The following is a 21,969-nucleotide window of genomic DNA, read 5'->3' as shown; positions in this document are numbered from 1 at the left end:
TGCCCATTTTGGGCATGAAGCCCATAGACGGCCAATGAATAAACCTGAGATATCCATTACCATTTCCGCATGATTGCCCCCCTCTCCGAATTGCTCTGGACGCGGCGCCTGAAGCTGCGCCACCTGGAAGTGCTGATCGCCCTGGAAAAGGCCGGAACCGTCACGGCCGCGGCCAAGGCCATGCACATGACGCAGCCCGCGCTGTCGCACTGGCTGAGCGATATGGAAGACATGGTGGGCACGCCGCTGTTCGCGCGCGGCAGGACGCTGGCGTTGACCGAAGCGGGGCGCTCGTTGTGGCGCTACGCCTGCCGCGTGCTGGGCGACACCGCGCGCACGGGCGAGGAGATCGAGGCGGTCAAGGCCGGCGTCGCCGGCCGCCTGCACATCGGCACCATCCTGTCGGCCGCGCCAGTGCTGTTGCCGCGCGCCATCGCCACGCTGCACCAGCGCGCGCCGGACGTGCAGATCGAACTGGTCGAAGGCCTGCTGGATCCGCTGATCGAACGGGTGGCGCGCCACGAGATCGATCTCATCATCGGGCCTCTGGATCTGCGCGCCAGCCGCTCCGGCTTGTGCGCACAGTGGCTGATGACGGACAGCTTCAGCCTGGTGGCGCGGCGCGGACATCCGCTGGCCGGCATGGCTGCGCCGCAGTGGGCGGACACGCAGGGCTATCCCTGGATCCTGCCGCCGCCGGGCGTGCTGTCGCGCGTCAGGCTGGACCAGGCGCTGGTGGACGCGGGTCTGACGCCGCCCAAGCCCGCGGTGGAAACCAGTTCGCTGGTGGCCCTGCTATCGCTGCTGCAGGACAGGGAGTACGTCGCGACGCTGGCCAGCTCCGTGGCCCACATGTACGAAAGGCTGAACCTCATCAGCATCGTGCAGGCGCCGACTTGTCTGGAGTTCGGCCCCATAGGCATGCTGTGGGCCGCGGATTCGCCCAGCATCGTGCTGCCCTGGTTGCGCGAGATCCTGCGCGACGAGGCGCAGGATCTCGCGCAGGAAGCGCCCGGGGCCGGCCAGCCTACCTGACGGTGGCGTATTCCAGCGTCTTGGGCGTGCCGGTCAGCACGCGCGGCGTATCGCCCACCACCACCGTGTCGTCCAGGCGGAATCCGCCTATGCCATAGGCGTAGATGCCAGGCTCCGCGGAATACACCTCGTTGGCCAGCAGCGGACGCTGGCAGAAGGCCATGTCTTCCGGGTATTCGTGGTGGATGATGCCGACGGCATGCCCGGTGCGATGGCGGATGAAGTTGGCGTAGCCGGCCTTTTCGATTTCGGCCTGCGCGGCCGCGTCCATCATGCACACCGGGTTGCCGGTGCGGGCCGCGGCGATGGCCGCTTCGTTGGCGGCCTTGGCCGCGGACCAGAGCCGGGTTTGCTCCGCGGAGGGCGCGCCGCAAAACCAGGTGCGCTCATTCTCGATGGTCAGCCCGTTCAGGCGCGGGATGACGATGTTGACCAGCACGTCGCCTTCCTTGATCCGCGCGCCGCAGGAGGCGCCGTCGCCATGCGGCGAGGCGGACGCCGGGCCGCTCAGCGTCCAGCAGCGGATGACTTCGAATTGCTCGCCCGGAAAGCGTTCGGCGGCTTCCTGCACGAACAGCGAGGCCATGGCGAAATCCAGTTCCTGGACCAGCCTGCCGGGACGGATGTTCTCGCGGTACCGGTCCTGTATCCAGTCGGAGATCGACGCGGCCGCCGCCATCACGGCAATCTCTTCCTCGTGCTTCTGCCAGCGCAGCGAACGGCATTCCGCCGTGGCCGCGCGCAGCGTCAGATCGGGCAATAGGCGGCCCAGCTGCGCCAGCACGGGGCTGCCGCCTTCGACCGCGATGCGCGAACGCGCCAGCCCGGCCTGCCGCAGGCGTTCCGCCAGCACTTCCGGCAGCTGGGTGATCAAGGGCAGGCGGTCGGTGACGCGCGGGTGTTCCGCGTAGTAGGTGATGTCGGTGATCCAGACCTTGCCTTGCTCTTGCGAGAAGCGCATGTGATGCGTCGACAGTTCGTTCATCACCAGGAAGGGTGTGCCATTGCGCGGCACCACCGCGAAGATGGGGCGTTCCCAGGGCAGGACGTCGGTGTGGAAGTTGGTGGCGAACTGGAAGAAATCCGCCGAGGTGAACACGATGGCATCGACGGCCAGGTCGTCCATCAGTGCCGTCATTTTTTCGTGGCGATAGCGCCAGACGGCATTGCTGAGCTTGGGCATGTCTTTCCTTTCAGGGTTGCGGTCAGTCGTTGTTCAGGCCGAGCTGGCGTATCAGCGGTCCCCAGGCCGCGCTGTCGCGCGCGACCGATTCCGCGACCGCCTGCGGCGTGGACGGCAGGGGTTCGAGTTGGAGCTCCTGCAAGCGCGTCTTGACGGCCGGGTCTTCGAAGAAGCGCCGGGTTTCGGCATTGAGGCGGTCGATGGCGGCCGAAGGCGTGCCCTTGGGGGCGACCAGGGCATACCAGCCCGGCAGCGGGAAATCGGCGATGCCCAACTCGGCCAGCGTGGGCACGTCCGGCACGCTGGCCGCGCGCCGCGAACCCACCACCGCAAGCGGCACGACCTTGCCCGCCTTGGCCTGCACGGCGGCGGTATTCAGCACGTCCGCCATGAGCTGCGTCTGGTTGGCCATGACGCTGGTCAGCCCCGCGGCGGCGCCGTTGTAGGGCACGTGGGTCAGGCGCAACCCCAGGCGCTGTTCGAGCATTTCCACGACCAGATGCGTGGAGTTGCCTTTGCCTGCCGAAGCGAAGTTAAGGCTATCGGGGGCGGCCTTGGCTTTTTCGACCAGGTCCTTGAATGAACGTATACCGGTCTGCGGATTGGCGACGAGCAGGAAGGGCGTGTTGACCAGCAGGCTGACGCCGTCGAAGTCCTTGCCCGGGTCGTAGGGCAGGTTCTTGTACATGTAGGGGTTGAACGCCAGGTACGAGATGCCGCTGATCAGAACGGTGTAGCCGTCGGCGGGTTGCTTGGCGACATGGCTGGAGGCCAGGATGCCGTTGGCGCCCGGGCGGTTCTCGACCACCACCGGCACATTGAGATGCCGCGACATGTAGTCGGCCCAAAGGCGGCCGATGACATCGGTGCCGCCGCCCGCCGCTTGCGGCACGACGAGCTTCAGCGGCTTGTCCGGATAGGCGGCCGCCGCGGCGGTGCAGGCCGCCAGCAGGCCGCAGGCAAGCCCGGCTGCGCGCAGGCAGCGGGCCAGCTTGGTACGCAACATATGCATTCCCCATGGATTCGTTGGATAGGCGCCGCCGGGTGGCGGCCTGCCGAGATGGCATCCAGGCGATTATGGGGAAGGGGCCTATGAGTGCCCAATGAAAAAAGCTGAGGGCACCATTAGCGTTATTGCATAGGTGCCCACCAGCGCGATGGCCGTAGGCTAGGCGTAGCGCTCCAAGCGGAACGGCCGTATATCTACCGGCGTTTCCTTGCCCTGGATCAGGGCGGCCATGGTTTCGCCCACCGCCGGGCCGATGCCGAAGCCATGGCCCGAGAAGCCTGAGGCCAGATAGAGTCCGGGCGCCTGGGCGATGGGGGCGATGACCGGCATGGCGTCCGGCGTCACGTCGATGTACCCGCCCCAGGAATGCGCGATGCGCGCCTGCTGGAACACCGGGAAGGCGCGCAGCAGGCGTTCCCAGGCCTGGTCTATGCCGCGTTTGTAGGGCGCGGGGTCGAGCACGCGGCAGCGTTCGTAAGGCGTCTCGCGGTCGGCCGGAAAGCGGCGCGGCGTCGCCAGCTCTTCGAAGAAGCGCTTGCTGAAGCGGATCCGGACCAGGGAATTATTGGCGATCCAGGCGCGCAGGAACTTGCTCATCAGGCGGAAGCTGTCCGGCACCAGCTCGGCCAGCGAGGCCGAGAATTGCGAGACGGTATAGCCGCCGTCGGCGCGTTTGCGGCAGGTGAAGTCCTTGCCATTGATGGCCAGCGAAACGCCGGCGTCGAAGGGCTCGGTGCGCAGCACCGAACCGCGCACCTTCAGCTGCGGGAAGTCCACGCCCAGATTGCCGCAGAACAGGCGCGACCAGCCGCCGGCGGCCACCAGCACCGCCTGCGCGCGCAGCGTGCCGCGTTCGGTGATGACCGTGTCGACGCGGCCGGCGCTGGTCTCCAGGCCGCGCACGGCGCAGTTTTCGTATATCAGCGCGCCGGCCTGGCGCGCCAGCGCCGCCACGCCATGGGTCGCGATCTGTGGCTCGGCCACGCCGTCGGCGGCGCTGTAGAGCGCGCCCGTCCACGCGCGGCCGGAACTGGGCAGCAGGCGCAGCGCCGCGTCGCGGCCCAGCATGTCGGCCTCTACGCCATAGGCGCGGGCCTTGCTCAGCCAGCTTTCGTGCTCGGCGGCGTCAGTGTCGTTTTCCTGCAGGTAGACCAGGCCGTTGCGGCGGTAGCCGACTTCGACCTGGGCCTGGATGTCGCGCCAGAGCTGGTTGGCGCGCAGCGCCAGCGGCACTTCGGGCAGGTCGCGGCCCAAGGTACGCACCCAGCCCCAGTTGCGAGAGGATTGCTCGCAGGCCAGCGTGCCTTTCTCGAACAGCGCGCAGCGCACGCCCGCGCGCGCCAGCGCGAGCGCCGTGCTCACGCCTATGATGCCGCCGCCGATGATGGCCACGTCCACCGTGGCCGGAAATTGCGTTTGTGTCGTCATGGCAAAGTGAAAGCGCCAGGGCAAGGGTCAGGCGGGATAGCCCAGCGCGTCGCGCAGGCGATACCAGTTGATGGCCAGCGAGGCGCCGAATTGCCGCGCCGGGTAGAAAGGCATGCGTCCGATGGGCGTGACGGGAAAGTCGAGTTCGTCCGCCGGCACGCCGCGGATGGCGTCGGTCAGCACGCGCCCCAGCGCGGTGCCCATGGCCACGCCGCGTCCGCAGTAACCGTAAGCGGTCCAGACGCCTGGCGCCAGGCGATGCACGCGCGGCAGGTCGTCCATGGTCATGCCTACGCGGCAGGCCCAGCCGTGGCGCCAGGCGGCGTCGGCCAGCTGCGGGAAACGCGCGACCGCGGCGCGGCGCAGCTGCTCGCCGGTTGACGGATCCAGGCGCTCGGACGAGTGCCCGCGGCCGCCGATGACGAAGCGCCCCTCGGGGTCGATGCGGCAGTAGTAGGTGATCTTGCGCGTCTCGGAGATGCCGGCGCGCAGCGGCAGCAACTGCTCCTGCAGCGCTTGCGGCAGGGGATCGGTGGCGATCTGCGCGCTGGATACGTTGACATACGACTGCGCGACTGCCGGCCATAGGCGGTCGGTGTAGGCATCGGTCGCCAGCACCACATGGCGCGCGTGGACGGCAAAGCCGTTGACGCTCAGCGTCGCGCCGCCGTCAGGCTTGGGCGCGATGGCGGACACCGGCGAGTGGTCGTGCACCGCTGCGCCGGCGTCCTGCGCCGCGCGTGCCAGCCCGCGCGCAAAGGCCAGTGGCTGTACCGCGCCCGCGCGCTTCTCGCGCAGGCCCGCGGGCCAGAAAGAGGATCCGGTGGCCGCGCGCATCGCATCGGCGTCCAGGTATTCGACCTCACCGCCATGCGCGTTCAATTCCCGCGCGCGGCTTTTGAGATAGCTGCCCGATGCCGCCGAGAACGCGCCCTGGATCCAGCCGTTGCGGGTGGGAGAGCAATCGATGCGCAGGCGTTCGGCCAGTTCGAAAAGATAGTCGGCATTGCCGTAGGCAAAGCGCATCATGCGCGCCGCCGTGTCCGCGCCGAAGCGGCGGATCAGCGCGGCCGGGCCAGGCTTGAAGCCCGGCACCACCTGCCCGCCGTTGCGTCCGGAGGCGCGGTGGGCCACTTCGTGGGACTCGAACAGCGCCACCTTGAAGCCGGCCTCGGCCAGATGCAAGGCGGCCGACAGGCCGGTGAAGCCGCCGCCGACCACGGCGGCGTCGACGTGCAGCGGACCGGCCAGCGCCGGCGAGGCGGCGCGCGCAGGCGCGGTCGCTGCCCACAGGGTGGCTGCGGGCGAAAAAAGATCGTTGTTCATGGTGCCGGAGCTACTGGGCGTGGGTGACGCGCTTGAGGAAATCGCGCATGCGTTCGTTGTGGGGATTGGTCAGCACTTCGCGCGAGGGGCCTTGTTCGGCGATGCGGCCGTTTTCCAGGAACAGAACGCGGTCGGAGACGTTGCGCGCGAAGTCCATTTCGTGCGTGACGATGACCATGGTCATGCCCTTTTCGGCCAGCGTGCGCATCACGGACAGCACTTCGCCCACAAGCTCAGGATCCAGCGCCGAGGTCGGCTCGTCGAACAGGATGGCATCGGGCTCCATCGCCAGCGCGCGGGCAATGGCCACGCGCTGCTGCTGGCCGCCGGAGAGCTGTTGCGGATAGTGGCTCATCTTTTCGGCCAGGCCGACCGACGCCAGGATCTCGCGGCCGCGCGCGGTGGCGGACTCGATGCTCTCGCCCTTGACGTGCACCGGGCCTTCGATGACATTCTCCAGCGCGGTGCGGTGCGGGAACAGGTTGAAGCGCTGGAACACCATGGCCACGCGCTGGCGGATGTTCTGGATGTCCTTGCGGCGCGCGTCCACGGTGACGCCGTCGATCGTGATGCGGCCGCCGTCGTAGCGCTCCAGGCCGTTGATGCAGCGCAGGAGCGTGGACTTGCCGGAGCCCGACGGCCCGATCAGGCAGACCACTTCGCCTTGCTGGATTTCGGCGTCGATGCCTTCCAGCACGCGGTGGGCGCCGAACGACTTGCTGAGGTTTTCGATCTTGATCATTGGCGGCGCCCCAGTCGGCGTTCAAGTTTGCCGATGAAGTACATCATGGGCAGGCTCATGGCCAGGTACATGAGGGCGACCAGCGTGAAGATGGTGGCGCTCTTGAAGGTGGAGGATGCGATCAGCTTGCTCTGCATGGACAGCTCGACCACCGTGATGACGGCCGTCTGCGAGGAGTCCTTGAGCATCATGACCACGTTGTTGCCATATGGCGGCAGCGCGACCTTGAAGGCCTGCGGCAGCACCACGCGGCGCATCAGCTTGGCGCGCGACATGCCCAGCGACTGGGCTGCCTCGAACTGGCCGGGATCGACCGCGTCGATACCCGAGCGGAACACCTCCGACATATACGAGGAGTACGCGATGCCCAGGCCCAGCGCGCCTGCCTGGAAGGCGGTCAGGCTGATGCCGATCTCCGGCAGCACGAAGTACATGTAGAAGAGCACGACGATGATGGGAACGCCGCGGATGATGTTGGTGAGGATGCGACTGGCGTGCGACAGCGGCGCCACGCCGCTGACCCGCAGCAGGGCCCAGAACAGACCGAGCGCCGTGGCGATGACCAGCGCCGCCGCAGTGATGGCGATGGTCGTCAGCACCCCCTGCATCAGCACCGGGAAGAACTCCGCGGCGTCACTGAAAAATGACTGGAACATCTTGGATACCTGTTAGGCGGCGCGCCGCGGCGGATCGGGCCGCGGCGCTCGGGATCAGGGCGTGACGCCCCACTTCTTCATGATGGCGGCGAGGGTGCCGTCCTGGCGCAGCGCATCGATGGCCGCATTGAGCTGCTTGACGCGTTCGGCGTCGCCCTTACGCACGGCCAGTGCGATGTTGGTGGGCATGGCTGGCTGATAGCTGTCGACGTAGCGCACGTTGCGCACGCCCTGGGTGCGTACCTGGTAGGAGATCACCGGCCCGTCGCCGAAGGCCGCGTCCAGGCGTCCCAGCGCCACGTCGCGCACCAGGTCGGACATGGTTTCGTACATCTTGATTTCCTTGAGGCCGGGCGCGGCCTTCAGCGGCTCGACATAGAGCGTGCCGATCTGCACGCCGACGGTCTTGCCCTTCAGGTCGGCGATGCTCTTGTAGTCGCTCTTGTCCTTCTCCGGCACGATCAGGGCCTCGCCGTACTCCACCACCAGCTGCGTGAAATCCACCACTTCGGCGCGCTGCGGCGTCTTGGCGAAGGCCGAGGCGATGATGTCGATCTTATTGGTCTGCAGGGCAGGTACCAGCGAGGCGAACGGAATCGGCATCACTTCCGCCGTAAAGCCGGCCTGCTTGCCCACGGCGTGGGCGATGTCGATCATCACGCCTTGCAGGGTATTGGTCTTCGGGTCCAGGAAGTTGAACGGCACCGCGGTGGGCGTGGCGCCTACCTTGACGGTCTGGGCGTGCGCGCCCGACAGCGCGGCGGCGCACAGCGCCGTCGCCAACAACGTTTTCAACACTTTGTGCAGCATCGGAATCCCCTTGGAAGCTGGAATCGCGCGCCTGCACGGTGTATCGGACGTCCGATTTCGTCCTTGTCAGGTGCGCATTATCGTATCGAATAGCGATAAGCATATATCGCATGTAGATTTTATAATCTGGCCAAGGAAAGCCTGTCAATCAACTCCGGTTTCGGCTAAGCGCTTTTTATTTAAGGGTTTTCCCGGGATTACCTGATGCGGTAAAGGTAGAATATGTCAAAAGAACCACGGCTTTTTCTTGCATTCATTTGAATTGGAATGCAATCTCTGCCTATCGAACACTAATAGACTGGCGGCCCGCGCCGCCCAGCCCAGCCATGAATCCGGAATCCTCCACGCTGTACGTCCAATCGCTGGCCACCGGCATCGCCGTGCTCGATGCGTTTGACGCCGAACACACCTCCATGAGCCTGCCGGACATTGCCGCGGCGGCGGGCATCACCCGCAGCGCCGCGCAGCGTTTCGCGTTCACGCTGGAGGCGCTGGGGTTGCTCAACAAGGACCCTGTCAGCAAGCGTTATTCACTGTCGTCGCGCACGCTGGACGCAGGTTGCCGCTACCTGGAATCGCATCCGCTGCTGGACCGCGCCAATCCCTTCCTGCTGGAACTCAACCGCAATGCCGGAGAAACCGTGAACCTGGCGGAGCCGGCCGGGCAGGACATGATCTATATCGGCCGCTTTCCCAGCCCTTTGCGGCTATTGGTGCACATGCCCGTGGGCCGGCGTATCCCCATGTACTGTTCCTCGACCGGGCGCGTGTACCTCGCCGGCATGAGCGACGAGCAGGCTCTCGAGGCCCTGGAGGCCAGCGAGCGCGTGAAGTACACGGCCAACACGCTGACCGACCTGGACGAGCTGATGGCGCAGATCCGTTTGTCGCGCGAGCAGGGTTATGCCTGCTGCAAAGAGGAGTACTACCGCGGGGATCTGGCGCTGGCGGTGCCGGTCTACGACCTGAACCAGCGCGTGGTGGCGGGCCTGCAGTTGTCCGTGTCGGCGGCCAAGTGGACGGTCAAGCGCGCGGTGTCGCGCTTTGTCCCGATGATGCTGGAAACCGCCCGGCAGATTTCCACGTCGCCGCCCACGCCTCGCGCGCTGACGGCGTTTGGCGGCGGTGCCGCGCGCGATCTGCACGCCGAGCCGCCAGGGCGCGCCAGCGGGCGCAAGGCTTAGGGCAGGCGGCCAGGCAGCGGCGCCTTCAGGCCGCCTGCGGCGCTTTTTCGCCCGGCTCGCCGCGGCGGCCGGGCTTGCCGTACAGCAGGCGCGCGCACAGGAATGCGCTGAGCGCGCCGGGCGCCGCGCCGATGGTCAAGGGGAAGCCGAGTTCTTCCTGCCATGGCCTGCCCTGGGAGATAAAGCCCACCAGGAAAACGAAGCCGTAGACGGCGCCGACCAGCCCCATTGCGGCATAGGCGCGCCAGGACGGATGCGCCGGCCGCAACGCGCCGGCCACGATGCCGCACAGCAGGGCGGGCACGAAGCCAAAGATGTAGAACCAGGGCAGGGCATAGACCAGCATGAGCAGGTTCTCGGGATCCCGGGTCGCGGCCGTCAGCGCGATGATGACGGCTGCGCCGCCAATGGGCGGCGCGGCCACGCCGTAGAGCGAGCCGCCCGCGACCAGGTCGCTGCCCAGGCGCCGGCCGGCAGTGTCCATCGTGCGTTGCCGCTTGCGGCGGTAAGCGATGGCGGCGAGAGCGCCTAGAAGCAGAATGCCGGCCGAGATATAGGGGGTCATCGCGTCATGCAGAATGTGGGCGGGAGTGGCGTGGCCGGCTTGCCGCTGGGACGCGGCAAGCCGACGCAACAGGCCTGATGATACCGTGGCGGCCGGCCCGGTTTTCCTGCATGCGCCGCGCCCGCACCGGACGCAGCGCCATCCTGCAGCGGCACGGCGCTCAAGTCTGGTCGTTGTCGGCGCGCGCGTCGGCGCTGCCGTTCAGCGAGCTGGCCAGCGCGGGGGCTGTTTCGTCCGCCTTGCGCTGTTGCTCCGTGCGCCGCATCAGCCGCTTGCTCACCATGGCGGCGACGAAGGCATTGCGTTGGGCCGCGTCGTAACCAGGGTGGCTGAGTTCGCGTACGTATTCGTTGATCACGGGTTTCATGGATGTTCTCTCGTCTTGAGGCCAGGCAGGGGCCGGGCGTGTGGGCTTGGGTCGGCGCGGACGGCTTGCAGCAGGCGCGCCATGGTGACTTCGGCGCCGGTGCCGGCGGTAGGGAACGCGCGGCTCCAGCGGCGCGCGCGCTGATCCGGCGCGGCGGCCGGAAACTGGACCACAAGGCGCAGCCGCCTCAGGAATGCGCTGTCCAGGTTGGACTTCATGCTGGCGGCCCGCGACGCCAGGCCGCGGTACGACTGCATGGGTTGCAGCAGGTAGCTGACCTCGATATTGGCGTAGCGGTCATGGCTGTCCTTGACGTTCGTGCGCTTGCCGAAGAGGGCGTCGGCTTCGTCGAAGAACAGGACCGCGCCGCGCTGCTCGACCGACTCGAACAGGCGGTTCAGGTTTTCCTCGGTTTCGGCGATGTATTTGCTGACGATCCTGGACAGGTCGATGCGATGCAGAGCCAGTCCCGTCTCGCGCGCCAGTTCCCCGGCAGCCTCGAGCGCCTGCGCCCGCGCCCGCGGGCTGTGCTGGGTGCCGGTGTCCCAAAACGCGAGGATGCGCGGTTCCGCGAGCGGGTTCATGGCGGATTTCCTTCCGTTTGTCCGGCTCGTTGCTGGACCCGGATGACCACGAATTCGGCCGGCTTGAGTGGAGCGAATCCCACCAGGATGTTGACCATGCCGCGATCCCTGTCCTGTTGCGTGGTGGTTTCGCCATCGCACTTGACCAGATAGGCATCGCGCGGCGTGCCGCCCTGGAAGGCGCCCTGGCGGAACAGCGCATTCATGAAGGCGCTGACGTTCATCCTGATCTGCGCCCAGAGCGGCTCGTCGTTGGACTCGAACGCGGCCCACTGCGTGCCGCGCAAGAGCGATTGTTCCAGGTGGAGCGCCAGGCGGCGCACCGGCACGTACTTGTATTCCGAGGCGAAATGGTCCGTGCCTTGAAGGGTCCGCGCGCCCCAGCAGACCGCGCCGCGTCCGGCAAAGGTGCGCAGGCAATTGACGCCCAGGGTATTCAGGTTGCGGCTCTCGTCGTCGCTCACTGCGGCGGCCAGCGACAGGACGCCAGCGAGGCCCGCGTCGATGCCGGCTGGCGCTTTCCAGACGCCGCGGTCGCCGTCGGTGCGCGCATACAGGCCCGCGATCGTGCCGCAAGGCGCGGTCAGGCGCGGCAGGCCGTTCTTCAGCGGGTCGGCCGCCCGGGTCCAGGGGAAATACAGCGCGGCATGATCGGATCTGGGCAGCGCCGCACCCATGACCGCGGCCGCCATGGAAGCCGCGTCGGCCGCCGCGGGCGGCGCATCGATGATCATGAAGGCGTGCCGCTCTTTGCAGTAGGACACGGCATCGGCGAGCACGATGCTGTACGTGATGCCGGGCAGGCATAGCAGGTTGAAGGAATCGACATCGTCCAGCGCGTAGAGGCCCCGGCGCTGCGCGCGCTGGCTGATGAAAGCGGCATGCGCGTCCAGCGGATCGTTCCGCGCGGGTTGCGCCACGCGCACGATCCAGGCTCTGGCCCCGCCGTTCAGGAAGAACTGAAGCACCGCGTAGCCGAGTTCGCAGCCTTCGGCCAGCCCACCGAACTCGCGTTCGTAGTCGGCGAAGTCCTGGATGTGGACCGGCTGGTTGAGCGGTCCGCGCATGGCCGTCCCCAGGAAAGCGGCAACCGAGGTCGGCGCGCCGGCAATGGTGCGCACGCCTGCGGGAATTTCCTGGACATACACCCCGGGATGCGTCAGGGCAGGGACCATGAACTGCTCCTTTCCACGGCGACTTGATGGCGTGAACTTGCAGCAGGAGAGTCTTCGCGGGACGGCCGAAGCGCCGCGGACAGAGAGCCGGGCGGGGGCGCGACACGCCGTAGCGCGCGGGCGTTTGGCGGGCGTTGCGCCGCGCTTCTAGTTGGATTGCAGCGGAAAGGCTATCGGGCAAAAGTAGCAGCCCTGGTGAGATGTTTTATAGAAGGTCTGATAAAAGCGGGCAATAGCTTTTCAGCGGTGTTAACGTTCTGTTGCTTATTCAGAAGCCGGCCCTTGCAGGACGCCTTGCAGAGAGGCCGGCCGAGGCTTGGCCCGTAGCGGCGGCGCTGCGGGAAATCAGAGTGGCCGAAGGCCGGAATGGCGGTCGCGGCCCTCAACGAGGAGCGCGAGATGTGTAGCCTGACCCGACTGTGGCGCATGCATGTTTTCCCGGCAACGTCGTCAGCGCCCGCGAGCCCGCCCGGGCGCCTGTCTCGCCTCGCTCTCGCTCTAGCCGTGGCCGGCATGGCTGCCGGCGCGGGCCTGACGCCGACCGGCGCGGCGCAAGCCCAGGGACAGACGCCGGCGCAAACCGCGCCCGCCCAATCCGATGCCCAGGAAGAGGCCGCGCGTTCGCTGCAATGGCCGCGCAGTTTCGAGGCCGCCGACGGCACGCGGGTGGAGCTCTATCAGCCGCAGATCGATACCTGGACTGCCGACCGTATTACGGGCCGCATGGCGGTGGCGGTCGGCGCCGCCAAGGGAAATCCCACCTACGGCGTGGCAGACTTTTCCGCCCGTGCCGAGGTCAACAAGCCGGCGGGCCTGGTGCATCTGTCGGACATCCGGATCGAACGCGTGCAGGTGCCCACCTCGCCGGAAGCCGCCGCCAAGCTGCGCAGCCAGCTTGAAGCGCGCCTGCCCGCCAAGGGCGTGGTCACGCGGCTTGATGCACTGCAACTGAGCTATACGCTGTCCCAGAACAACCCGGCCACGAAAACCGTCCCGGTGGACAACGCGCCGCCGCGCATCATCTACCGCACGGTGCCGACCGTGCTGGTGCTGATCGACGGCGAACCCGTTTTGGCGGAAGTGCCCGACGCGGCAGGCTGGCGCCGGGTGGTCAACACGCGCGCGCTCATGCTGGCGAACAACGCGGGCCGTTATTTCCTGCAGGCCGCCGGCCATTGGTACGAAGCGGGCAACGCCACCGGGCCGTGGACGGATCTGCCGCAGCCGCCCGCCGCCCTGCTGGCCGCCGCCGACGCGGCGCGCCGCAAGACCGAACCGGACCCGATGCTGCCGCATGGCGGCAAGGCCCCGCACCGGGCGCCCGCCATCGCGGTGTCCACCGCGCCGGCCGAGTTGCTGGTGACCGTCGGCCAGCCTGAAATGCGGCCGGTGCCAGGGACTTCGCTGCTGTCGGTGGCCAATGCCGATCACGCCCTGTTCATGAATCCGGGCGACAACCGCTACTACGTGCTGGTGTCCGGCCGCTGGTTCCGCGGCGCCAGCCTCGACGGTCCATGGTCCTACGTGCCGGGCAAGCAACTGCCGCGCGATTTCGCCCGGATTCCGTCCAAGGATCCACAGTCGGGCGTGCTGGCATCGGTGCCGGGCACGCCGCAGGCCAAGGAGGCGCTGATCGCCTCGACCATTCCGCAGACCGCCACGGTGTCGCGCAGCGCGGCGAAACTGCAGGTGGAGTATGCCGGCGGCTCCCCGACGCTGCGACCCATCGAGGGGACGGCGCTGTATTACGCCGCCAACTCGCAGGTGCCGGTGATACAGGCCGAAGGCCGCTACTACGCCTTGTCGCGTGCGGTCTGGTTCGTGGCGGATTCGCCCCTTGGCCCGTGGCGCGTGGCCGACCATGTGCCGGCGATCATCTACGCCATACCCGTCAGCTCGCCGCTGCACTACGTCACCTACGTGCAGGTGTACGGCTCCACCCCGCAGAGCGTGGTGTTCGGCTACACGCCAGGCTACATGGGCGTGGTGGCCAGTCCTGACGGCACCGTGGTGTACGGCACGGGTTACGCGTATCCGCCGGTCATCGTGCAGGACACCTGGGTCGGCTATCCGCCCAGCTATGGCTACGACGCGGCTTTCGCCACCGCGACCGGTTTTGCCTTTGGCTTCGTCGCTGGCGAGACCTGGGGGGGCGCCGCGCCTTATTGGGGGCCTTATTGGGGGGCGCCTTATTGGGGCGGCGTCAACGTCAACCAGGTCGACGTCTATGGCGCTTGGGGCGGCTCCGGCGTGGTCACGCACGCGGCCGGCTGGAACGGCTGGACCGGCACCGAATGGCAAGGCACCCACGCCGAGGGCTACAACCCGCAGACCGGCGCAGCGTTCGAAGGCACGCGCGGCGCGGCCTACAACGAGTACACCGGCAATGCGGCTGCTGGGCGGCGCGATGCCTACACCAACCCGACAACGGGGGCATCGGGCGCCGGGCGCGCGGGCGTGGTCGCCAACGACGACGGCCAATGGGCTGCCGGCCGCCAGGACGTGCGCACCAACACGAACACCGGCCGCAGCACCATCTCTTCCGCCACGGCGACCGGCACGGCGGGCGACGGCGTCAGCAGCGTGGATCGGCGCGGCGCCACGTACGACCGCAACACGAATAGCGGCATGGCGTGGAACAACGGCAATGTGTACGCGGACCACAACGGCAATGTCTACGAGCACAACGACAACGGCTGGCAACAGCACACGAGTTCGGGCTGGCAACCGGTGCAGCCCAGTGCGCAATCCGGCGGCAATTACCTGAACGGCCAGCGCCAGGCGCGCGACTATTCCGACGACCGCATGGGCGGCGCGGAGGGCGGCGGCTGGCAGGATCGCGGAATGCAGGGCGGCGGTTGGCGCGACCGCGGCATGGGCGGCGCGGAAGGCGGCGGCTGGCAGGGCCGTGGCGGGGGTGGCCGGGGCGGCTGGGGCGGCGGCTTCGGCGGATTCCACGGCGGAGGCTTCCGTCGCTGAGCCGTAGGCCGCCGCATCGGGCGGCACGCAAGGCGGGCGCCGCGCGCATGCGGCTCCGCCTTTCATTCCGGCCGCATTTGCACAGCTCTGTCACGGCGGTCTAGACTGGCTGCTTCTTATTTTTCACGCACTCCGCCATGGCGCTGCATAGCTGGCTCATCTACCTGGTCGCGGTCATTGGGCTCTCGATAACTCCCGGACCGAACACGCTGCTTGCGCTCACGCATGGCGCGTTGCATGGGCACCGCAAGGCGTTGTGCACCATCGCGGGCGGCGCAGTGGGCTTTGTGGCGCTCATCGCCTTGTCGATGCTGGGCATCAGCGCCTTGCTCAAGGCCTGGGGTCCCGCACTGACCGTCTTGAAGTGGGCGGGCGGGGCCTACCTGATCTGGCTCGGCATCCAACTCTGGCGCGCGCCGGGCGTGCAGTTGCAGCCTGCCCCGGACATGCCCCGCATACGCGGCATGCGCATGTTCAGCCAGGGCCTGCTGTCGGCGATCTCCAATCCCAAGGCCCTGCTGTTCTACGGCGCCTTCCTGCCGCAGTTCATCGATCCTGCCCGCAGCCTGTACACGCAGTTCGCGATCATGGCCGGCACCTTCGTGGTGGTGGAGTTCCTGGTCGAGTACGTGCTGGCGCGCCTGGCGCATCGCGTGCGCCCCTGGCTGGAGCGCGCCGGCCGGCGTTTCAACAAGGTGTGCGGCGGTTTGTTTGCCGCCATGGGCGCGGCGCTGCCGGGGTCTTGATCCCCGGCGGGCCGCGTTGCCGCTTCAGCCCTCAGCAAGCCAGCGCCCGCATTCCGGATCGATCGCCGCCCGAGCGCCATCCATCCGCACTTGTTCCTCATCCAGCCGCGCGGCGGTAGCCGGATCGACATCGAAGGCGAGGCCGAGCGCGCTTGCGACGCGAGAGTCCTCGACCGGCAGTTCCCAGGTCAGGAACAATTGCGCCAGTTCCAGGCCGGCCGCGAAGTCGGCCTCGCGAAAGCCGGTGGTGCCGCGCGGGATGACGGCATGCGGCTGGCAGGTATCGAAGATCATGGCGGTGCCGCGCACGAGCGGAACGCGCAGGCCGGCGGCCGGAAAATGCACGTCCAGGCCCCGGTCTTCGCTCAGGAACAGATTGCAGAAGGCGGCGCCGCCATATTGCCCGCCGTCATGGTGATAGCGGGCGCCGCGGCAAGCCATCAGGGCGATGTCGGCGTTGGCCAGCACGCCGGGCAGTCCTAGCTCTTGCGTCCAGTCGCGCATGGCTTGCAGGCATAGCCCGTACTCGGGCCAGCGCGCCTGCGTGCGGGCCAGCGGCATCTGCTCGACGTCCCCGGGTTCCAGGCGCAGGCGCGTGGCCATCTCGCGCTCCCAGTCCGACTGCAGCCGCGCGGGCGGCGCGGGCACGTCCAGCGTGGCGGCCAGCACCGTGCCGCTGACGCTGCGGCTGCGCATGGCATCGCCGCTCCAGTAAAAGGAAGTCAGGGGGCCGGGCGTGCGGCGCGGGCGCGGAACGTGGTGCATCGGGCTGGAGGATCGGGGCGGGGCGCCGGGCCGGGACCCGCAGGGGAAGCGGCGGCGGCAAGCCGCTATGTTAACGGTCTCATAGTTAACGGCCCCATATCCAACCGCCCATCCTCGGCGTCCCGTCCGCTCGGCGCATGACGGGGGCGCTAGTCCCGCATCAGCGCGGCCAGCCGTTCGACCTCGACCGCCAGGCGGTAGGCGCGCTTCAGGTAAAGCTGGGCGTCGTGCTCCCAGGAGAAGCCTATGCCGCCATGCACCTGGATGGAGAGCTTCACCGCGCGCCGCGCCGCGCTCGCTGCCAGACGGGCGGCCAATGCGGCAAGCCCGGCATCGGCCGAGCCACGCTCGGCCAGCAAGGCCTCCACGGCGTAGCGGCTGTTGTCCAGCCCGGTCCAGGCGTCAACCAGGGCGTGCTTGATCGCCTGGAATTGCCCGATGGGCCGGCCGAATTGTTCGCGTTCCTTGGCGTAGGCGATGGCCAGGTCCAGCGAGGCGCTGGCGGTGCCGACCAGCTGCGCCAGCAGGAAGGCCACATGGTTCTGCAGCGCGGACAAGGCCTGCGCCGAAGGCAGTTCGGCTTGCGCGACCGCAGGTCCGCGCAGGCGGGCCAGCGCCACGGTGGGATCCAGGCCCTGCACGGATTCGAGCATCGCCGGGTCGTAGCGCGCAAGCAGCCAGCCATCGTCCTGACGGCTCAGACGCAGGTATTGGGCCGTAAGTCCATAGGCGTCGATCCAGCCCTGTTCGTCGCCGGCTCGGTCGCAGCGGACACTGGCAGGATGCGCCGCCAGGTCCAGCACGACTTCCGACAGGGCAGGCGTTTGCTCCAGCAGCGCGCTGGCCAGGAACGCCGACGCGCCATACGGAAGCGTGAGCAGCGCGCGTCCGGCCCATTCGCCCATCAGCTGTGTGCCTGGGCCGTATTCGGCCTGGAAGGCTTCCGATCCGGCTTCCAGCCAGCCGCCTTCGGCCAGTTCCTTCCACAGGGCGCGCTGGGCGGCGTCGTCCGCGGGCAGGGCGCGGCGGGCGTAGGCGGCGGGATGCTGCTGTTCCAGCAGGCGGCCGAAAGTGGAGGACAGCAGTGTCCTGATTTCGCTATGCATGTTGTCCCCTGTCCTTGGGCAGGCCGAGCAGGCGTTCGCCCACGATATTGCGTTGGATTTCCGAGGTGCCGGCCACGATGGTCTCGGCGCGCGACCACAGGAATTCGCGCAGCACGCAGGCCGTGGCGGTATGGGGCGCCGCCGCCTGCGGGCCGAGGATGGCGGCTTCGTCCAGCAGTTCCAGGCGCTGTTCCCAGATGCGCTGACGGGTTTCGCTCCACAGCAGCTTGAGCATGGCGCCGTCGATGCCGGGCGTATCGCCCGCGGCGACCTGGCGCAGCACGCGGTCCACGCGCCAGCGTATGACCTGGCACAGGTCCGCCAGGTCGCGCACGCGCCGTGCCTGTACGGCGCGTTCGTCCGCGACCAGCGCGGTGTGCGCCAGCGCCTCGGTCAGTTGCCGCAGTTCGTCTTCCAGCTGGACGACGCGCGGCATGAAGTAGATGCCGCGCTCGTACTCGGCGGCGGCCATGGCGATGCGCCAGCCTTCGCCGCACTCTCCCAGGATGCGTCCTTCCGGCACCGGCGTCGCGTCGAACAGCACTTCGTTGTAGTCGGCCTCGCCCGTCATCTGACGTATGGGCTCGACCCGCACGCCTTCGGCCTGCATGTCGATGAGCATGAAGCTCAGGCCGCGGTGGGCCTGGCTGTCGGGATCGGTACGCACCAGCGCGAAGCACCACTTGGCCAGATGCGCCTGGGTGGTCCAGATCTTGCGGCCGCTGACGCGCCAGCCGGCGGCATCCGGCTTGGCGCGTGTGCGCACCGAAGAGAGATCGGAACCGGTCTGGGGCTCGGAGTAGCCCTGGCACCAGATCTCGCTGCCGTCGCGGATGCCGGGCAGGAATTGCGCTTTTTGCGCGGGCGTACCGAAGCGTAGCAAAGTGGGCGCGAGGATGGCGTGCGCGATGCTGTTGATGGGCTGCGGCGCATGCAGGCGCGCGCACAGTTCATGGAAGGCGATCAGCGTGGCGGTGCTGAGTTCGCGCCCGCCGTACTCGCGTGGCCAGGTAAGCGCAATGAGGTCGGCCTCGCACAGCATGCGGTTCCAGGCCTGGCGGCATTCCTGGGTGTGCGAGGCGGTGACCGGATACTGCTCGCGCAGCTGGGCCAGCGCGGTGCGCAGCCAGGCCTCGGCGTCTTCGAGAAAATGTTCGGTGCGTATCATGGTTGAGAGCAATCAGGAGTTGGGATGCAGGACGCGCGGCGCGTGCGCGATGCGCACGGGCGCGTCGATCCAGCGGTGCAGTTCGGCGGGCGGCAGGCCGTCCACCAGGGCCAGCGGCACGAAGGCCCCGTCGCGCACGTCGAAGATGCCGATGTCGGCATAGACGCGCCCGACCACGCCGGCGCCGGTCAGGGGCAGGGTGCAGCGGCCGCGCAGGCGCGGCGCGCCCTCGCGGGTCAGCGCTTCCATCATGACCCAGACGTTGCGCGCGCCCACGGCCAGGTCCATGGCCCCGCCCACGGACGGCATGGGGTCGTCCGCGCCCAGCGACCAGTTGGCCAGGTCGCCCTGGCAGGAGACCTCGAAGGCGCCCAGCACCGTGATGTCGATGTGGCCGCCGCGCATGATGGAAAAGGAATAGACGTGATCGAAGATGGCAGCGCCTTCGGTGAGCGCGATCGACTGCTTGCTGGCGTTGATGAGATCGCCGTCGGCGATTTCGTGGTCTTGCAGCAGGCGCATGCCGAGAATGCCGTTCTCGCTGTGCAGCTGCACGCCGCGCGCGGGGTCGAGGCGGTCGGTGACCATGGTGGGCATGCCGATGCCCAGGTTGACCACGGCGCCCGCCGGCAGGTCGGCGGCCACCAGGGCGGCGAGTTGCTCGCGTGACAGTCGTTTCATTGCGGACTCCCCAACAGGCGGTGCACGAACAGGCTGGGCGTGACGATGGCGTCGGGATCGAGCGCGCCGCAGGGCAGGATCTCTTCGACTTCGACGATGGTGTTGCGGGCCGCCATGCACATGACCGGCCCGAAGTTGCGTTGGGCGCGGCGATAGACCAGATTGCCCAACTGATCTGCCCGATGGGCGCGGATGAAGGCGTAGTCCGCGCGCAGCGGCTCTTCCAGCACGTAGCCGCGGCCGCCGAACACTCGCGTTTCGCGGCCGTCGGCCAGCGGCGTGCCATAGCCCGTGGGCGAGTAGAACGGCCCCATGCCCGCGCCGCCCGCCCGGATGCGTTCGACCAGGGTGCCTTGGGGCATGACCTCCACGGCCAGGCTGCCCGCCTGCGCCCGCTCACGGATCACGTCATTGCCCGGCATGCGCGGATAGGAGCAGACGATGCGGCTGACGCGCCCCGAGGCCACCAGGGCCAGGAAGCTGGCCTCGCCCGCGCCGGCGTTGTTGTTGATCAGGGTCAGGTCGTCCACGTCCTGCTTGGCCAGCAGGCCGGCCAGCAGGCGCGCGGGTATGCCCGAGCCGCCAAAGCCGCCGACGAAGATCACGGCGCCGGACTCGATGCCGCGCAGGGCTTCTTCCACGTTTGCGCAAGTCTTGTCTTTCATCATTGTTCCTCCTTGGCCCACGCCGCGCGGCCTTGGGCGCACAGGGCGCCGGCCTGGCGGCAGGCCAGTGCGATGCCATCGGACTGGGGCCAGAGCGATACCGCCACGTCCAGGCCGGGATAGACCGGCGCCATGAAGCGCAGGTCCAGTTCACCCAGCCGCAGGTCGGGCAGCTGCCGCAGGCAGGCTTCGAGCGCGCGGTTGACCATGCCCAGCAGCGCCGCGCCGTGCAGGATGGGGCGTTCGTAGCCCGCCCGCCGCGCGCTGGCCGGATCCACATGCAGCGGATTGCGGTCGGCGTTCAGGCGATACAGCGCGCCCTGGTTGCGGCTGGTGGGCAGGACGATGACGCTGTCCGGCGCCGTGGCGGGGGGCGCGGGGATGGGGACGGCCAGCGCGTCGCTGAGCGCGGCGTCGCCGCCCGAGTAGCCGCCGTCGCCGCGGCAGATGTTCAGTTGCTCGATGACGGCGAATTCCTGTCCGGTGGCCGCGTCGCGCAGCGTGCGTCGCGTCACGACGAAGGCGCCCGGACTTTTGTCGGCGATGCGCGTGACCTCCATCTGGCACAAGACCTCGCCGCGCGCCGGCAGGCGCCGCGGGAAGCGCATGCGCTGCTCGCCGTGCACGACCTGGCTCCAGTCCAGGCCGTGGCGCGGGTCGCGCATCCAGAACCCGGGGTAGGCCAGCACGCAGGCCATGGCGGGCAGGGCGCGCAGGCCCTGTTCGTAGATGAACCGGGTTTCGTCGCCGACAGGGTCGTCTGCGGCCAGGCCCGCGCCCACGCCCAGGGCATAGAGGATGCAGTCATCTGCGCCGTAGGCCTGGCGTTCGGGCGCGAAGACGTGGGTCTTCAGGCTGCGGTAGTCCAACGCCATGGGAACCTCAGACCGGATCCCAGGCGAACACCTGGGCGGAGGTGTCCAGCGGCATGAAGGAGGCGCGCAGCGTAGCCATGCCGTGTTCGGCGATGCTCTCCGTGGTCCAACCGTCCGAGCGGTGCACCGAGCGCACCGGACGCGACTGGCTCATCAGGAAGATCTCGTTCAGGCGGATGGCGAACACCTGGCCGGACACGTCGGCGGAAGCGTCCGAAGCCAGGTAGCAGATCAGGGGCGCGATGGTCTCGGGTCCCATGCGGCGGATCTTCTCGACGTGGCGCGCCTGCTCCTCGGTCTTGGCCGGGATGGTTTCGGTCATGCGGCTCCAGGCCAGCGGGGCGATGCAGTTCGAGCGCACGTTGAAGGCAGCCATGTCCAGCGCCATGGCCTTGGACAGGCCGACGATGCCGAGCTTGGCGGCGCAATAGTTGGCCTGGCCGCGGTTGCCGATGACCGCCGAGTTGGAAGTCATGTTGATCAGGCTGCCGCCGCCCTGTTCGCGGAAGTGCCGCGCGGCCGCGTGGCTGAGGTTGAAGCAGCCGTAAAGGTGCACCTTGACCACGGCGTCGAAGTCCTCGGGCGTGAGCTTGTGGAACATCTTGTCGCGCACGATGCCGGCGTTGTTCACGACCGCGTCCACCCGGCCGTAGGTGTCGGCGGCGGCCTCGATGATGCGTTGCGCGCTGGCGTATTCGGCCACCGAGTCGCCATTGGCGATGGCCTCGCCGCCGGCGGCGCGGATATCCTCGACCACCTGCGCCGCCGTGCTTTGCGAGGCGCTAGTGCCGTCCAGCGACACGTTCAGATCATTGACCACCACGCGCGCGCCTTGCGCGGCCAGGACCACGGCCGCGGCGCGGCCGATGCCGTTGGCCGCGCCGGTGACGATCACTACTTTTCCTTCCAGCATGTCGAAT

General features: G+C 68.1%; 22 protein-coding genes. 4 read left to right on the top strand and 18 right to left on the bottom strand.

Annotated features, from left to right (window positions below; genetic code table 11):
- Nucleotides 1-69: 69 nt before the first annotated feature.
- Nucleotides 70-1,035, top strand: a complete 966-nt coding sequence (locus ACM1PE_RS22745) for a LysR family transcriptional regulator (RefSeq protein ID WP_059378672.1) — start codon at nucleotides 70-72, stop codon at nucleotides 1,033-1,035.
- Here the strand turns inward: ACM1PE_RS22745 and ACM1PE_RS22740 are convergent.
- The 7 genes from ACM1PE_RS22740 to ACM1PE_RS22710 form a co-directional block, all read right to left on the bottom strand.
- Complete coding sequence (locus ACM1PE_RS22740; protein ID WP_175208776.1) at nucleotides 1,028-2,218, bottom strand: M24 family metallopeptidase; 1,191 nt, start codon at nucleotides 2,216-2,218, stop codon at nucleotides 1,028-1,030. The two genes, ACM1PE_RS22745 and ACM1PE_RS22740, sit on opposite strands and share 8 nt — an antisense overlap.
- Before the next feature lie 22 nt (nucleotides 2,219-2,240).
- Complete coding sequence (locus ACM1PE_RS22735) at nucleotides 2,241-3,224, bottom strand: Bug family tripartite tricarboxylate transporter substrate binding protein (RefSeq protein WP_419341020.1); 984 nt, start codon at nucleotides 3,222-3,224, stop codon at nucleotides 2,241-2,243.
- Nucleotides 3,225-3,386: 162 nt separating this feature from the next.
- Nucleotides 3,387-4,655, bottom strand: a complete 1,269-nt coding sequence (locus ACM1PE_RS22730; RefSeq protein ID WP_419341018.1) for an NAD(P)/FAD-dependent oxidoreductase — start codon at nucleotides 4,653-4,655, stop codon at nucleotides 3,387-3,389.
- 27 nt (nucleotides 4,656-4,682) lie between these two features.
- The gene (locus tag ACM1PE_RS22725) at nucleotides 4,683-5,981 is read right to left on the bottom strand and encodes an NAD(P)/FAD-dependent oxidoreductase (RefSeq protein ID WP_059378676.1); all 1,299 of its coding nucleotides are present in this window, start codon (nucleotides 5,979-5,981) and stop codon (nucleotides 4,683-4,685) included.
- Between the two features lie 10 nt (nucleotides 5,982-5,991).
- Entirely contained in the window at nucleotides 5,992-6,723 is a 732-nt protein-coding gene (locus tag ACM1PE_RS22720) for an amino acid ABC transporter ATP-binding protein (protein WP_419341016.1), read from the bottom strand.
- Nucleotides 6,720-7,379, bottom strand: a complete 660-nt coding sequence (locus tag ACM1PE_RS22715; protein WP_054451769.1) for an amino acid ABC transporter permease — start codon at nucleotides 7,377-7,379, stop codon at nucleotides 6,720-6,722. Before ACM1PE_RS22715 ends, ACM1PE_RS22720 begins: the two co-directional genes overlap by 4 nt.
- Nucleotides 7,380-7,433: 54 nt before the next feature.
- The gene (locus ACM1PE_RS22710) at nucleotides 7,434-8,189 is read right to left on the bottom strand and encodes a substrate-binding periplasmic protein (protein ID WP_059378678.1); all 756 of its coding nucleotides are present in this window, start codon (nucleotides 8,187-8,189) and stop codon (nucleotides 7,434-7,436) included.
- A gap of 326 nt (nucleotides 8,190-8,515) precedes the next feature.
- On the opposite strand from ACM1PE_RS22710, the gene ACM1PE_RS22705 reads away from it, so the two are divergent.
- Nucleotides 8,516-9,373, top strand: coding sequence for an IclR family transcriptional regulator (locus ACM1PE_RS22705; protein ID WP_059378680.1), 858 nt, complete (start codon nucleotides 8,516-8,518; stop codon nucleotides 9,371-9,373).
- A 25-nt stretch (nucleotides 9,374-9,398) separates the two neighbouring features.
- Here ACM1PE_RS22705 and ACM1PE_RS22700 read toward each other — a convergent pair whose 3' ends face one another.
- The 4 genes from ACM1PE_RS22700 to ACM1PE_RS22685 form a co-directional block, all read right to left on the bottom strand.
- Entirely contained in the window at nucleotides 9,399-9,938 is a 540-nt protein-coding gene (locus ACM1PE_RS22700) for a hypothetical protein (RefSeq protein ID WP_059378681.1), read from the bottom strand.
- Nucleotides 9,939-10,098: 160 nt separating this feature from the next.
- Nucleotides 10,099-10,305 (bottom strand): hypothetical protein, encoded by a 207-nt coding sequence (locus tag ACM1PE_RS22695; protein WP_251879378.1) that lies wholly within the window; start codon nucleotides 10,303-10,305, stop codon nucleotides 10,099-10,101.
- The gene (locus tag ACM1PE_RS22690; RefSeq protein ID WP_419341012.1) at nucleotides 10,302-10,889 is read right to left on the bottom strand and encodes an AAA family ATPase; all 588 of its coding nucleotides are present in this window, start codon (nucleotides 10,887-10,889) and stop codon (nucleotides 10,302-10,304) included. The genes ACM1PE_RS22695 and ACM1PE_RS22690 overlap by 4 nt, the downstream gene beginning before the upstream one ends.
- On the bottom strand, nucleotides 10,886-12,064 hold the full coding sequence (locus tag ACM1PE_RS22685) for a phage tail sheath subtilisin-like domain-containing protein (RefSeq protein WP_419341010.1): 1,179 nt from the start codon (nucleotides 12,062-12,064) through the stop codon (nucleotides 10,886-10,888). The genes ACM1PE_RS22690 and ACM1PE_RS22685 overlap by 4 nt, the downstream gene beginning before the upstream one ends.
- Nucleotides 12,065-12,577: 513 nt before the next feature.
- On the opposite strand from ACM1PE_RS22685, the gene ACM1PE_RS22680 reads away from it, so the two are divergent.
- Nucleotides 12,578-15,043 (top strand): carbohydrate-binding family V/XII, encoded by a 2,466-nt coding sequence (locus tag ACM1PE_RS22680; RefSeq protein ID WP_251879384.1) that lies wholly within the window; start codon nucleotides 12,578-12,580, stop codon nucleotides 15,041-15,043.
- A 137-nt stretch (nucleotides 15,044-15,180) separates the two neighbouring features.
- Entirely contained in the window at nucleotides 15,181-15,789 is a 609-nt protein-coding gene (locus ACM1PE_RS22675; RefSeq protein ID WP_054451758.1) for a LysE family translocator, read from the top strand.
- Between the two features lie 24 nt (nucleotides 15,790-15,813).
- Here ACM1PE_RS22675 and ACM1PE_RS22670 read toward each other — a convergent pair whose 3' ends face one another.
- From ACM1PE_RS22670 to ACM1PE_RS22640, 7 genes are all read right to left on the bottom strand, one after another.
- Nucleotides 15,814-16,554: a hypothetical protein gene (locus ACM1PE_RS22670; protein ID WP_419341008.1), complete on the bottom strand. Its 741-nt coding sequence runs from the start codon at nucleotides 16,552-16,554 to the stop codon at nucleotides 15,814-15,816.
- Nucleotides 16,555-16,703: 149 nt separating this feature from the next.
- Complete coding sequence (locus ACM1PE_RS22665) at nucleotides 16,704-17,660, bottom strand: acyl-CoA dehydrogenase family protein (RefSeq protein WP_059378694.1); 957 nt, start codon at nucleotides 17,658-17,660, stop codon at nucleotides 16,704-16,706.
- Nucleotides 17,653-18,828: an acyl-CoA dehydrogenase family protein gene (locus ACM1PE_RS22660; protein ID WP_419341006.1), complete on the bottom strand. Its 1,176-nt coding sequence runs from the start codon at nucleotides 18,826-18,828 to the stop codon at nucleotides 17,653-17,655. Before ACM1PE_RS22660 ends, ACM1PE_RS22665 begins: the two co-directional genes overlap by 8 nt.
- Before the next feature lie 12 nt (nucleotides 18,829-18,840).
- Nucleotides 18,841-19,509 (bottom strand): CoA-transferase, encoded by a 669-nt coding sequence (locus tag ACM1PE_RS22655; protein WP_118932925.1) that lies wholly within the window; start codon nucleotides 19,507-19,509, stop codon nucleotides 18,841-18,843.
- Nucleotides 19,506-20,174 carry a 3-oxoacid CoA-transferase subunit A gene (locus ACM1PE_RS22650; protein ID WP_118932926.1) on the bottom strand — a complete coding sequence of 223 codons (669 nt, stop codon included), beginning with the start codon at nucleotides 20,172-20,174 and terminating at the stop codon, nucleotides 19,506-19,508. Before ACM1PE_RS22650 ends, ACM1PE_RS22655 begins: the two co-directional genes overlap by 4 nt.
- Nucleotides 20,174-21,049 (bottom strand): MaoC/PaaZ C-terminal domain-containing protein, encoded by an 876-nt coding sequence (locus ACM1PE_RS22645; protein WP_419341005.1) that lies wholly within the window; start codon nucleotides 21,047-21,049, stop codon nucleotides 20,174-20,176. The genes ACM1PE_RS22650 and ACM1PE_RS22645 overlap by 1 nt, the downstream gene beginning before the upstream one ends.
- Nucleotides 21,050-21,056: 7 nt before the next feature.
- The gene (locus ACM1PE_RS22640) at nucleotides 21,057-21,962 is read right to left on the bottom strand and encodes an SDR family NAD(P)-dependent oxidoreductase (protein WP_419341004.1); all 906 of its coding nucleotides are present in this window, start codon (nucleotides 21,960-21,962) and stop codon (nucleotides 21,057-21,059) included.
- Between the last annotated feature and the right edge of the window lie 7 nt (nucleotides 21,963-21,969).

It is taken from the genome of Achromobacter sp. PD1 (assembly GCF_048541815.1).
Taxonomy (GTDB): domain Bacteria; phylum Pseudomonadota; class Gammaproteobacteria; order Burkholderiales; family Burkholderiaceae_B; genus Achromobacter; species Achromobacter bronchisepticus_A.
Note: the sequence above shows the minus strand (reverse complement) of the source record. Positions and strands in the feature narration are given on the sequence as shown.